The organism is Halobellus sp. EA9 (assembly GCF_051195055.1).
Taxonomy (GTDB): Archaea; Halobacteriota; Halobacteria; order Halobacteriales; family Haloferacaceae; genus Haloquadratum; species Haloquadratum rubicundus.
On sequence record NZ_JBNTJW010000019.1, the window covers coordinates 18791 to 31542 of the forward strand.

Here is a 12752-nt window from a genome sequence, read left to right on the forward strand (position 1 = left end):
ACTCGGCTCCCCAGAGAGAAGCATGGCAGACCCAGCAAACGACCAATCAGGTCACGACAACGAGAGCGAACGCACCGAGACACCGTCCTCTTCCGACAGAGAGGAAGCGTCAGCACCAGCAGACGCCACCGACGGCGGCACCGAGCAAGATGCGCCGGGCGACGAAGATAGCTCATCATCGTCGAGTGAGACACTCACTCTCGTTGATGCTCAACAACGAGCGGAGGAGGCAGCGGAAGAGTTGTTAGACCACCAATTCGAGGGGATTATCAAAGCGGAGACAGCGGATGGCGACGGCTGGCGGACGGTCGTCGAAGTCGTTGAACGGAGTGCTGTCCCTGATACGCAAGATATTATTGGTCGCTACGAAATCATACTTGATGCGGCCGGGGAAGTTACCGGCTACGAACTCCTTGAACGATATCGCCGTAACGATATGAAAGAAGAACTGTAGCAGGACAGAGAATACAACAGATATGGCCTATCGGCTGACTGTGGCAAATGAGAAAGGCGGTGTTGGGAAGACGACGACCGCAATCAATATTGCTGGAGCCCTTGCCGACCACGGGCATGAGGTTCTATTTGTTGATCTTGATGCGCAGGGAAATGGAACGATCGGACTTGATCTCGACACAGCTTACACCGACGACGAACTCTCCCTGTATGATATTCTCATAGATCTGGACGAGCAACAGAAGATTGATGCGGTGATACGCTCGGACGAAGAATTCGATGTTCTCCCTGCTCACGTTGATATGTTTAATGCTGAGTCCGAACTGCAAACAGCGATGCGTGCGCGTGAACGGCTATGGATGGCCTTAGACGAGCTTGACGCCAAATACGCCTATATCATCGTTGATGCGCCCCCATCGCTGGGGTTACTTACGGACAATGCACTCCTCGCCTGCCGGAACGTTCTCATCCCAGCCCTTCCTGAGGAGGCGTCCCAGCATGCGTTAGATATCCTGTTTAGCCATATTGACACACTAGAAGACGGATATGGCGTTGACATTGATACAGTCGGGCTCGTCGCTAACAGAATCGAGGTGGATGGCGAGACCGACCGGATGCTGGAGTGGTTTGGCGCTCAATATGAATCACTCCCGATCTGGAAGATCCGGAATCGAGTGGTGCTCAAGCGTGCATGGGCGAATGGAACATCAGTTTTCGCTCATTCGGAAACGACGGATATGGAGGAGCGATTTCACGCTATCGCTGCTCATCTCGAACAGGGGTAAATAGTAATCGGGGTTCCCACAGAAATGATTAGCGTCCCGCTCATCCCGACACATCGTAACATAGCAGTTTCTCGAACCAGTCCTCTGGTGAGTTGAGTTTCAGGGCAAGGAAGTTGAGATACTTCTGTAGGTGATGCTTCGAGACGCCACAGAACTTCGCCAGCCACTGCCGAAGGAAGCTATGGCGGTTCTCGCACGTGTTTGTGTGAGCATCGCCGATGACGTAGGTATCGGAGTGGGTGACGGCCAGATGGCCGTCCACCCCCTCCTTGTCCTCGATCCCGTCGTAGATCGAGTAATCGTCGGTACAGAGGATGACACTGCCGTCACCGTACTCAGCGATGTCTTCGTCAGCGTCTTCCAGATCCTCGCAGACGAGAAACCGAACTCGTCCGTCGCTCCGACGGACGAGTGTCAGGACTGGTGGTTTGTCTCCCTCGAAGTCTCCACGTCCCTTTTTTTGAGTCCGCGCTCGCGCGGACTCTCATCCTCGTCTTCGAGTCCTTTCTCCCCAGCAGTCACGTAGATCTCGTCGGCTTCGCACACTTCGGAAAGCTCGAACTCGTCGATATCTCCACTCACGTCCTGCACTTCGTGGACGAAGTCGAGGACGGCTTCGTAATCACGGTCGAGGTCACGAGCGATCTGAGCGCTCAGATCGCATCTCCTTGACGATATAGAACATCTCCTCCAGTTCGAAGCGATGCTGGCCGAAGATGGTGTCTGTTAGGTCGTTAAAGTACGTCTCGCAGTCTTTGCACCAGTACTGCTGGGCGTCTTTACCCGTCGTTCCTCGCTTGACAACCTCTTCACTCCCGCAGTGGACACACGTCACCGTCTCGCCGAACCGGGCGAGACGGAGACGTTCAAAACATCGCTCACGTGATGGAAGAAAGACCTCTGCGGACTCCTTATCCATCGTTGATTAGTCATTGATTCGCCAGCAAAATTGATGTTACGACCTATCGGGATGAGCGTAGCGTCCTCACGGTCACGGCGGACGAGAAATTCGCTGCCGCCTGTGAACGCGCGCTGCCAGAACACGGCGATTTCCGGGTTGTTTCCGCGATGTCGGTCGAGGAGGCGATTGACGTGCTGGACGGTGAGACACAGGTCGATTGCATTGTCAGCGATCACGACCTCCCGGATACGGATAGCGTCACCTTTCTCCACGCCGTGCGTGCGCAGGCCCCCGACACTCCCGTTCATTCTGTTCACGAGCGAGGGGAGCGAAGCGATTACTCTGAGCGCTCTTGTGTAGAAAATTGTGGGTTGAGCACCGTCTGGAGATCTCCTAATGAGTGGACTCAATGATGTGGAGCGCCAGACTGAAAGCGAGATGGGCTGAACAGCGGAATCTACCGAGCCGGCTCAAATGACGAGTTCGTCGTCAACAATCTACTTCTACAGAGCGCTTACGCTCAACTTTTTCAACCCCAGATCGGTAGTTAATGGTAAGATGGCAGATGAATCGGTCGAGAGTACCACGATTGGAGGGATAGATCGCGACGATGTCGTCGGGGCGGGGCTGGCGGTCGTGCTTGTGAACGTCGTCGGGGCGGTCCCGGCGATACTGGGCGGCCCGAGTACCGAGTGGTTCGAATCATTGACAAAACCCGCGCTGTATCCGCCGCCGTGGACGTTCGGAGTCGTCTGGACGCTCCTATTCACGCTGCTGGGTGTGGCCACGTACCTGGTGTACAACCGGGGGACAGACCGCCGGGAGGTGAAGGTCGCTCTGGGGCTGTTCGTCGTCCAGATGGCGTTCAATGTCGCCTGGACACCGACGTTCTTCGCGTTCCAGAGCATCGGTCTGGCATTCGGGGTTATCGTCGGCCTCTTCATCGTGCTGTTGCCCACCACGTGGGCGTTCGCACGCGTAGACCGTCGTGCCGCCGCACTGCTGGTTCCCTACATCGCCTGGGTCGGCTTCGCAGCGATTTTGAACTACCAGTTCCTCCAACTGAACTAACCACGAGTTGGTACTCTGCTTCGCGTTTTTAAATCAGGCTACAATATAGACGGTAGCAACGGCTGATGCTTCGGATCCTTATAAACGTGTGTAGCCGAGGCCCATAATTGAAAAATAGGCGAAAAGATATACGAGGGTATTGACTATCATTACGCATGAATACAGAGAATAATGATAATCAAGATCGGATTTCGACCGGGGTCCCAGGCCTAAACGATGTCCTGGGGGGCGGCTACCTGCCTGAAACTGCGACCCTCGTGCGCGGACCACCCGGATCGGGGAAGTCGATTTTCTCCTTACACTTTCTCACTGCCGGCCTCAACGCCGACGAAACCGGACTCTACATCAACCTCGGTGAACCCGAAACCTACATCCGGGATACGGCCCGGGATTTCGGCTTCGATATCGACGCGCTCAACTTCCTCAACCTCTCCGCCTCCGGCGACCAGTTTCAGGGCGAGGAGACGTACACCCTGTTTGAATCTAGCGAAGTAGAAACACCCTCACTCGTCGAGAATATTCGCACGGAGATTCAGGAGATCGGCCCGGACTACGTCGTCGTCGATCCGGTTACTGAGTTCCGGTATCTCGCTCCCGACGACCACCAGTTCCGCTCCCAGATCCTCGGGCTTGTCAATTTTCTCAAAAACGAGGGCGCGACAGTCTTGCTCACCTCGCAGGCTGCTGACTCGATGCCCGACGACGATCTTCAATTCCTGGTTGATGCCGTCATCAACCTGGAAGTCGAATCAGACCGCCGGACGCTTCACGTCTCGAAATTCCGCGGGTCGTCTGTCAGGTCCGGTCATCACACGCTCCAAATTACCGATGAAGGGATGCGGGTGTGGCCACAACTTGATCCCAACCGCCACGAACGCGAACACACCGCAACGAAACTCTCGTCGGGCGTTCCTGAACTGGACTCGCTGTTGTCTGGGGGTCTCACCACCGGCACGATCACGTTTCTGAGCGGGCCAACGGGCGTCGGCAAGACGACGACTGGCCTCCAGTTTATGAAAGAAGCCGCGGGCCGGGGGCAACGCTCGGTTCTGTATAGCTTCGAAGAAGACCGAAACACCCTCTTCGAGCGCGCTGAAGCCGTCAATATCCCCATCACCGAGATGATTGACCGGGGAACGCTCAACGTCGAGGTGATCGGGCCGGAAGAGCTCACGATCGACGAATTCACGCATCGGATTCGATCGGAAGTCGAAGAAAACGACGCGGAGATCGTGATGATCGACGGGACCAGCGGGTTCGAACAATCGTTGCGAGGCGTCGGCACGGACCCGATGCAGGATCTCGTCAAGATCGGCCGCTATCTCCGGAATATGGGCGTAACCGGGCTCGTTACGAATGAGGTGCACCAAATCACTGGTGAGTTTCGCGCGACCGATCAGGGGATGAGCTATCTCGCTGACAGCATCGTCGTCTTACGCCACGTCGAATACAAGGGGTCGCTCCGGAAAGTCATCGGCGTCCTCAAGATGCGCACCAGCGACTACGAGAACCAACTCCGGGAACTGGAGATCACCGAACACGGGCTGCGGGTCGGCGAATCGCTACCCGAACTCAGGGGCATTCTCACCGGTACACCAACGTGGAACGACGATGGAGACTGACTCACTAGAGTTTGGACCCGCTGACCGACCCGGGACAGCCTCATCACCAGTCCGGATCCTGCCAATACTCTCGCATACGGGCAATCAGCGAGTGCTTGCCGACTGGGTACACCACCAGGAGCGGTACGAGATCGTCTCGGAACGCAACGCTGAACTCTCGGAGGCCGACTTCGATATCATCGTTCTCGATGCAGAGTCGCTCCGTGAGTACGACACCGAGATTCGAGAGCGAAAGATGGATGCGGCCGCCTTTCTCCCAGTCCTTCTCGTGAGTTCTGAGGCCGCCGCCAATCGGCTTGACACGCCGGATCAGCCCCAGGCAGAGCCGGCAGTCTGGCAACTTGTCGATGAACGCCTGCTGACACCGATCAACACTACCGAGTTGGGGCGGCGACTCGATACGCTCGCTCGCATCAGGAACCAGTCACTCGCACTGGAGCGTCAAACCGAGCAGTTGCTGTTGTTGAATCGCATCACGCGGCACGATATCCGCAACGAGATGCAGGTCATCAGTGGCTGGGCCGAACAACTTGCAAACCATACCGACGATGCTGGCGACCAGATACGCCAACGCATTGTGAATAGTAGCCGCCACGTCGTGGATCTCACAAAAGCTGTGCGGGAATTCGTCGAGACACTCCAGACGGCTGGTGACCCAGACCTTGAGCCGGTCGATCTCGAGAGCCTGGTGACTGACGAACTCACGAAACGCTGCGCGACCTTCGAGGCCGCCGAGTTCGCGGTTACTGGTGAGCTTCCTCAGGTAGATGTTCGTGCAAATGACCTCCTCGCGTCGGTGTTCAGGAACCTGCTGAATAACGCCGTGCAGCATAACGATAGCGACACACCCCGCGTGGAGATCGCTGTCAGTGAACACGACGAGGCGGTGACAATCACGATTGCCGACAACGGCTTGGGAATCCCACCGGAGCAACGGGAAGCCGTCTTGGGGCGAACCGACGAGGGACTCGATCATCCCGCTGCGGGACTCGGGCTGTACCTCGTCGATACACTCGTCAACCAGTACGGGGGGACGCTCCAGATTGGTGCGGCTGACCTGGGCGGGGCCAAGATCGAAGTCGAACTCCAGAAAGCGTCATCAACCGGGGTGAATACTGTTGACGATGACTCCTGAAGAGGCGCCTGACGCCCAGAGCCGTGTTCTCCCCCTCGTTTCGGATGCAGGCAATCGCCAGTTACTCGGCGACTGGATCGAGGATCACCCCACGTACGAGGCTGTGGAGTTAGCCGAGAGTATCGCCGATACTGACTTCGACGTGTGCATTATCGATAAAGGCGCCTTCGAGGCGCACCTTGATGCGCTCCGGGCGAAGAAAACGGCGGCGGCCCCGGTCTTGCTCCCGTATCTGCTCTTGCTTTCGGAGGACGAGACGGAGATCATCGACACGGATGCCGGCCAGCTTGCTGACAATGTAGTGACAGATACGATCGATGAGATTACCACGTTACCGATCCAGCAAGCCGAACTCCACTGGCGGCTGTCAGCACTCCTTCGGCTCCGCGAACAATCACTCACGTCACGAGAGCGTGAACGGGAACTCAAACGGCAGGTCGATCTCTTCGAGAAAGCCCAGGATATTGCAGATGTCGGCGCCTGGGAGTACGACATCGATGCTGAAGAGAACTGGTGGACTGAGGAGGTTCATCGTATCTACCGTCTTCCGGAGGAGACAGCGCCGTCGCCAGAGGAGGAGCTACAATACTACCATCCCGAGGACCGACCGATAATCACGGAGGCGTTCGAGACAGCTGTCGAGGAGGGTGAACCGTACGATGTCGAAGTCCGCCTCATCGATGCGGAGGATACCCAGCACTGGGTCCGAACACGGGGCGAACCGCAGTACGAGGATGGAGAACTGACCCGCGTTCGGGGGACGATCCAGGATATCACCGAGCGCAAAGAGCGTGAACATAACCTCCAGCGCATCGAGCAGGCGGTTGAATCCGCTAGCCACGCGATCTACATCACGGACACCGATGGGATAATCGAGTACGTCAACCCGGCGTTCGAGGAGCTGACCGGCTTCACCCAGACAGAGGTCGTTGGGAAGACACCACGTGTGTTGGACTCCGGGGAAATGTCGGACGAGTATTTCAACGAGCTCTGGGAGACTCTTCTTGCGGGCGACGTGTGGACAGAGGAGATCATCAACCGCCGCAAGAACGGCGAGACGTACACCGCGAGGCAGACAATCGCACCCGTAACCGACGGTGATCACATCCACGCATTCGTAGCGATCCAAGAGGACATCACGGAGCGCAAAGAGCGCGAGGAAAAACTCACACGGCGGACGGAAGCGATCGATGACGCGCCAGTCGGCATCAGTATCGCCGACCCTGACCGGGATGACAACCCGCTGATTTACGTGAACGATAGGTTCGTGGAGCTGACGGGCTACCCACGGGAGGAAGTGCTCGGGAGGAATTGTCGGTTCCTCCAGGGTGAGAATACCGACCCGGACACGGTCGGCCGTATCCGGGAGGCGATCGATGCGGAAGAGCCGGTCTCGGTCGATCTCCGTAACTATCGGAAGGACGGGACAGAGTTTTGGAATCATCTCGAAATTGCGCCTGTGCGAGACGATACCGGCGAGGTCGTCAACTGGATCGGCTTCCAACAGGACGTGACCGAGCGGAAACAACGCCAAGAGCAGTTAGAGGTTCTCGATCGCGTACTCCGCCACAATCTGCGCAATGATATGAACGTGATTCGAGGCCGGGCCGAAACGATTCAGTCTGAGGCCTCGAGTGAGGTTGCCGCCGCCGCTGGAGCGATTGTCGAGAAGAGCGACGAACTGCTCGGGCTGGCTGAAAAGGAACGGCAGATAACGGAGCTATTGCGTGAGGAACCGACGCGGACAGAGATCGAGGTATGTGAGCGACTCGAGCAGATTTCGTCGCGCGTGGAATCGGAGCATCCGGAAGCGACGATCACCGTTGACTGCTCCGAAGGGGTGACTGCCCGGGCGACAAAACAGTTTGGACGGGCGGTTACGGAACTCGTTACGAACGCGATCGTTCACAACGACGCGTCGTCGCCAGCGGTCACTCTTACAGTCACCGAGACTGATGAGACAGTTCGTATCGAAGTCGCTGATACTGGCCCCCAGATCCCCGAGATGGAACGAAACGTATTGGTGAGCGAAACAGACCAAACACCGCTGTACCACGGGAGCGGTCTGGGCCTGTGGTTGGTTAACCTGGTTATCACTCGGTCAAACGGGACTATTACCGTTGCAGAGAATGCGCCAGCCGGCAACATCGTCAGCATATATCTGCCGCGGTGACACTTCCATTCAGATCCAGTAGTGCTGAATACGCGCCCTCAATTCAGCACGGACGATGAGAGTTGATAGATATTAGACCGCTTTCATCGGTGGTGGGTTTGCCGAAGAGCGTCAGCCGTGGCTCTTCCGGAAATGCGGATGTACTTCTGTGCTGTTGCAAGGTCGCTCCAGCCCATGAGCGCTTGGAGTGGCACCGGCGCAACCCCTTGGTAGGCGTGGTAGCTGGCAGCGGTCGCACGGAGACAATGCGGATAGACCCGACCGTCATGTCTGCTGCCTCGGCGGCAGCTGTCACACGTCTATTGACAGTAGTACGGGATCGAGGGAACGAGTCGTATTGGTCGGTGAATCGTTCCAGACACAGCTCAAGCCGGAGCGACAGGTCAACCGGAATCGACCGGGCAGACGCGACTGTCTTCGGATGCCAACGCGCTTCCATCGCTTCTTCATGTGTGAGTTGCTCATTGTGAGTCGTCTCTTGTGATGCCTGGCGACGACAGTAGCCGCATTCGCAGGGTTCGTGTTGTGGGATGCGAAGCAGCATCCGATCCCAATCAAGCCACTCTGCTTGGAAGTGCGCGATTTCGCCAGCCCGGAGTCCGAGTCGGCCAGCAGCCAGACAGACGAACCGAGCCTGCAAGTCCCGCGGCTCCGACAGTGAATTACACGCTTCCAAGAGGAGTTCGAACTCCCGGTCTGTGAGTGCATCCTCGTGAGTGTGCCGCGTCGTCAAGGATTGTCGATGCTGCTGTGCCCATTCATTCGATTGATGATAGTTGTCCGTCATCCACCACAAGAACGCTGCGCCCTTGAATTGAAAGGCGAGATATTAGCGACAAGTCAACAGAGGGCCCGCTGAATATAGAGAATTCAGCAGTCGCCCCCGGTTGGTTTCACACCGGCTTGGATCAATCACCCAGTCAGTAGACTTGCCTACGTACCGCTGTAGATTCTACCAGATCACGTTGATGTTCTATATCTCGTGCTGAATAGACTGCGCGTATGCAGCGTTCTTGTGGCCACGAGAATGTTTATTCTCCGGGTTACTCAGCACTGGCAAACACTCGTTGGAGACTTTGGTCGATGCCCTGGCGGTTGAGGATGGTAACCACGTCGCCAGCGAAAATCTCCATATGTCCTCGGGGTGTGAGGACGGTCTCGTCTCGTTCGATTGTGATAACGAGCGATTCATCGTTGAGCAGTCCGGACGCTTTGGCGTCCTCGAGAGTCGTGCCAGTAATGGGCGCGCCATCGGCGACAGTCAGTTCGATGATTTCCGCGTCGCCAGTGAGGCTCAAGAAGTCGCTAATTTCCGCACCTAAAGACACCGTGTCAAGACTGTATTGGTGATACGGGCTGATATGTACCCGCCGAATGAGATCCTCCTCTTCGATGTCGATTCCGAGATCCGTAATCGCCCGCCCAATCTGTGAGATCTCGGTCGTGCCCGCACCGATAGCGGTAATTCTGAGGTCGTTGTGGCCCGTCATCACTTCCTGTACGGTAATCACGCCGGGAATCTGGAGGGCCTGCCGAGCCTTTTGTGCTCTGTCTTCGGTCGCAGTCGTACACATATACAGATTCCGCAGCAGGCCGTCTGCTTTCTCGAAGTCGATCTGAGTGTAGTAGCCTTCGATGACTCCCTCGTCTTCGAGTTGCTGGATGCGATTGCGAACAGTCTGTGCCGACACGCGCACGTGTTCGGCGATGTCGGTCGCGGAGTTGTGTCGAGCGTCCTCCGACAGGAAGTAGAGAATCGCTCTGTCAACGTCGTCGAGTCCATAGACCATACCACGTCTCTTTGGGTTTCACCAATATAACTGTCTCTCAGCACCGGCGATCCAAATATCGGTCACTGGTTCTCGCCGTTCGATGCAGTCGGATTGGGCGATTCGAAAGCGGCTCACCGCGACGGATTTACTATTGTTTAGTGGTTTGTATATCCAAATATAAAGAAAATAATTTTGTTTTTATATAAATTATACGGGTATTAAATTGGTTTAGTGGTTACTCGTTGTATGGCACAAACTGATGAAATCGAGTCGGGGAGCCCGTCGAAACCCGAGCGACCGGCTAGCGGTCCTGCACCGCCTGTGCTACTGCTGATACCCGACGAAGGCCCGCTGGACGGACCAGCAACGGTGGCGTATGCACTGGCAGCCGACGAGTGCGGTGAAGTCTTGGCCACGAGGGTGGTGTCAGTGCCGGAACAGACTCCGTTAAGCCTCGCAGCAGAGAAACGGGAGTCGCTTCGGGCCTCCGTATCCGAGGCAATCGACGCAATGTCCACGAACGAACGGACCACGCCCGCACGCGGACTCGTCCGTATCGGAAGGACGTGGTCACGAATCGTTGCGGAGACAGCTACAGACCACGATGTGACGACCATCGTCACCAGTCCACCTCGTGACCGACGGAGTGCCAGCTTGTTTCGTCGGTCAGCCATCGACCGCTTACAGGCGAGGACGGACTGCCGCCTCGTCGTCACGAATGCCTCGTCGGGATTCACGGACGCGTCGTCGATTCTGGTGCCGGTCGCAGGGGGGCCACATTCGGAGGCCGCACTCGACGTGGCACGGGCACTCGGGGTCTCCCTCGATGCCTGGATAGACGTGCTGCACGTGGTCGAACCGGAGACTCAAAACGAACCCGACCCGGCGCAGCCGTACTTCGAGGCTGCGGCGGATCAACTCGATGGGTATCGGGAGTGGGATAGCTGGAAACTCGAAGCCGAGGACGTGGGTGAGACAATCGCCGAGCAATCGACGTACTACGATGCGACGATACTGGGAGCGCCGCGGCGAAGCTATCTCAAGCAGTTGGTCTTCGGATCCACGACGACTGATGTCCGTGCGAACGCAGACGGAGCCATACTCACCGTTCGAAGCAGGCGGTGACGCGACTACGGTCATACAAGAGACACACTCTGTATGTGTCACCGGTCTTCTGATAGAGTTCACACAAGTCGCCACTCATCACGGTACGTGTCCTCCCTCTATTGAGCGCGTATGTCCCCGATCGACAGACTGCCTGTCGGAATCTGTCATTTCGACCTTCCTCGGTTTTCGAGCGAAGGTGATAGACAGCGGGCCAGTTGGAAGCGTACCGGTCTACTAGTAGTTTCCAGATATGGAACGCCTATACCTGAAAGATACTAGTAGATTGTCGTCCGGATGTAACCTCGTGTATCACTCGGACGACGACTGTCACGAAATAGCTACGCTTGGTGCCGATACAGGTGGTCAGCTTTCGATTTCAGATCCGGTACGGAAGCTGGTGAGTTCGTCAATGCGGTCTTCGAGATCCTCGATCTCCTGGCGGAGTTCCTCGGCTTCTTCATCCTCGGAGGCAGCCAGTTGATCCTTCAGGCCTTGGAGTCGCGTCTCTTTGCGTTCCTCGTCCACCTCGGCCTTGCGGATGTACTCGGACTGTTCGACCTCGTACACGTCGCTCTCGGACAGCTCCGTTACCTCCAGGGCGTCGTCTACCTTGTCACGGTCAACACCCATGACGCGCTCGCGGCCGATTCCAGCCTCTTCGAGCGTTGCCAGCACTTCCTCGTCGTCCTTGAGCGAGCGGTTCCGGCGCGTGGTTCGCTGGACGGACCCGAACGGCCCGGAGACCGGCCGGTCGTGGTGGAGCCGGTTCAACAGCACGTCGGCAACGTCCTGACGGAGGTCGTTGGCGTTCCGTTGCACATCCGAGAGAAGCGTGTAGAGGTTCACGAGAGCGTCCGTGTCCATCTCCTCCAGCACGTCTACCTCGTGGCGTTCGAGTGCGTCAACGAGCAGGAAAGCGTCAGCATAGACATCCAAGTCCGGCTCCGTGCGTTCTTCCTCATCGGCTTCAGCCTCGCCCTCGGCGTCGAGTAGCTGGCTGGAGGTCGGTCCTTCTTTCTCGACGATCACGCCCCGGTCCTCGTCGATCTCGAAGCGAGGATGCACAGAGAGTACCGCCGGATACGGGTCGGCGTCTGGCGGGAGTCGGTCGAGTTCGAAGCCATCCGGCTCGTCGGTGATGCGGCGATACAGCGTTTCGAACTGGTCGCGCTGGAGTGGCCGCGTCTCGTCGATGTCGCGGTCGAGGAACTCGATGACGACCCGTTGCTCCTGTACGTCGGTCACGCGAAAGCGGTTGTGCGACAGCGGCGTGATCAGCGTGGCCCCCTCGGGGAGATCGTCCAGTTCGTCCAGCAGAGTGTGCCAGGAGACGCTGAAGGGCATACCCGGTCTGTCGGTGCCGACGGCCAAAGTGATGTTGGGTCAGGCCGAGACCGGCGCACTGCTTTCAGGACCGGGTGCTGAGTACCGCTGTCGAAATCACCAAACGACCCGTAACGAGAACACACTAAGTGTTCCGTCAAGTGTGGACTGATGAGTGCGTGACCGTGCGATTTGAATTGGTGGATCTGTGACTGGTCACTTACTGCCTGCGAGATATAGAGGGAGGATGCAGCAGAGTGATCGCCGACCAGTACAAGTTCGGGGACGGATAATAAAATGGCAATCTGAATTTTCGTGGATATTTTGAGACCTCAATTTGAACCGATAGCTATGGATGATGCCGCCCTCATCAGAAAGACGATCCGCAACTGTACCGCCGTGCTTGTGGC

10 protein-coding genes and 1 pseudogene are annotated in these 12752 nt (G+C 57.0%); 8 read left to right on the forward strand and 3 right to left on the reverse strand.

Annotation, left to right across the window (positions count from 1 at the left end):
- Positions 1–22 precede the first annotated feature (22 nt).
- Both ACQUQ0_RS16550 and ACQUQ0_RS16555 read left to right on the forward strand, forming a co-directional pair.
- Positions 23–454: a gas vesicle protein gene (locus ACQUQ0_RS16550; protein WP_435186757.1), complete on the forward strand. Its 432-nt coding sequence runs from the start codon at positions 23–25 to the stop codon at positions 452–454.
- 22 nt (positions 455–476) lie between these two features.
- Positions 477–1238: a ParA family protein gene (locus ACQUQ0_RS16555; protein ID WP_435186759.1), complete on the forward strand. Its 762-nt coding sequence runs from the start codon at positions 477–479 to the stop codon at positions 1236–1238.
- Between the two features lie 40 nt (positions 1239–1278).
- Here ACQUQ0_RS16555 and ACQUQ0_RS16560 read toward each other — a convergent pair.
- Positions 1279–2157: pseudogene (locus tag ACQUQ0_RS16560) on the reverse strand (IS1595 family transposase).
- A 113-nt stretch (positions 2158–2270) separates the two neighbouring features.
- On the opposite strand from ACQUQ0_RS16560, the gene ACQUQ0_RS16565 reads away from it, so the two are divergent.
- The 5 genes from ACQUQ0_RS16565 (at position 2271) to ACQUQ0_RS16585 (ending at position 8140) form a co-directional block, all read left to right on the forward strand.
- Positions 2271–2552, forward strand: coding sequence for a hypothetical protein (locus ACQUQ0_RS16565; RefSeq protein ID WP_435186771.1), 282 nt, complete (start codon positions 2271–2273; stop codon positions 2550–2552).
- Between the two features lie 145 nt (positions 2553–2697).
- Positions 2698–3210, forward strand: a complete 513-nt coding sequence (locus ACQUQ0_RS16570; RefSeq protein WP_435186761.1) for a TspO/MBR family protein — start codon at positions 2698–2700, stop codon at positions 3208–3210.
- 155 nt (positions 3211–3365) lie between these two features.
- Positions 3366–4832 carry an ATPase domain-containing protein gene (locus tag ACQUQ0_RS16575; protein WP_435186763.1) on the forward strand — a complete coding sequence of 489 codons (1467 nt, stop codon included), beginning with the start codon at positions 3366–3368 and terminating at the stop codon, positions 4830–4832.
- Complete coding sequence (locus ACQUQ0_RS16580) at positions 4822–5967, forward strand: sensor histidine kinase (protein ID WP_435186765.1); 1146 nt, start codon at positions 4822–4824, stop codon at positions 5965–5967. The genes ACQUQ0_RS16575 and ACQUQ0_RS16580 overlap by 11 nt, the downstream gene beginning before the upstream one ends.
- A complete protein-coding gene (locus ACQUQ0_RS16585; protein WP_435186767.1) occupies positions 5957–8140 on the forward strand; it encodes a PAS domain S-box protein in 2184 nt (727 codons plus the stop codon). The genes ACQUQ0_RS16580 and ACQUQ0_RS16585 overlap by 11 nt, the downstream gene beginning before the upstream one ends.
- A 1043-nt stretch (positions 8141–9183) precedes the next feature.
- Here ACQUQ0_RS16585 and ACQUQ0_RS16590 read toward each other — a convergent pair.
- Positions 9184–9930 (reverse strand): winged helix-turn-helix transcriptional regulator, encoded by a 747-nt coding sequence (locus tag ACQUQ0_RS16590; protein ID WP_435186768.1) that lies wholly within the window; start codon positions 9928–9930, stop codon positions 9184–9186.
- Between the two features lie 228 nt (positions 9931–10158).
- Between ACQUQ0_RS16590 and ACQUQ0_RS16595 the strand changes: the two genes are divergently transcribed.
- A complete protein-coding gene (locus ACQUQ0_RS16595; protein ID WP_435186770.1) occupies positions 10159–11037 on the forward strand; it encodes a universal stress protein in 879 nt (292 codons plus the stop codon).
- Between the two features lie 345 nt (positions 11038–11382).
- Here ACQUQ0_RS16595 and ACQUQ0_RS16600 read toward each other — a convergent pair whose 3' ends face one another.
- Entirely contained in the window at positions 11383–12363 is a 981-nt protein-coding gene (locus tag ACQUQ0_RS16600) for a hypothetical protein (RefSeq protein WP_435186773.1), read from the reverse strand.
- Positions 12364–12752 lie beyond the last annotated feature (389 nt).

Excerpts from the sequence above, each read along its gene's own strand:
- ACQUQ0_RS16550 (WP_435186757.1), top strand. The coding sequence starts at position 23 with ATGGCAGACCCAGCAAACGACCAATCAGGTCACGACAACGAGAGCGAA.
- ACQUQ0_RS16555 (WP_435186759.1), top strand. The coding sequence starts at position 477 with ATGGCCTATCGGCTGACTGTGGCAAATGAGAAAGGCGGTGTTGGGAAG.
- ACQUQ0_RS16570 (WP_435186761.1), top strand. The coding sequence starts at position 2,698 with ATGGCAGATGAATCGGTCGAGAGTACCACGATTGGAGGGATAGATCGC.
- ACQUQ0_RS16575 (WP_435186763.1), top strand. The coding sequence starts at position 3,366 with ATGAATACAGAGAATAATGATAATCAAGATCGGATTTCGACCGGGGTC.
- ACQUQ0_RS16580 (WP_435186765.1), top strand. The coding sequence starts at position 4,822 with ATGGAGACTGACTCACTAGAGTTTGGACCCGCTGACCGACCCGGGACA.
- ACQUQ0_RS16585 (WP_435186767.1), top strand. The coding sequence starts at position 5,957 with ATGACTCCTGAAGAGGCGCCTGACGCCCAGAGCCGTGTTCTCCCCCTC.
- ACQUQ0_RS16590 (WP_435186768.1), bottom strand. The coding sequence starts at position 9,930 with ATGGTCTATGGACTCGACGACGTTGACAGAGCGATTCTCTACTTCCTG.
- ACQUQ0_RS16595 (WP_435186770.1), top strand. The coding sequence starts at position 10,159 with ATGGCACAAACTGATGAAATCGAGTCGGGGAGCCCGTCGAAACCCGAG.
- ACQUQ0_RS16600 (WP_435186773.1), bottom strand. The coding sequence starts at position 12,363 with ATGCCCTTCAGCGTCTCCTGGCACACTCTGCTGGACGAACTGGACGAT.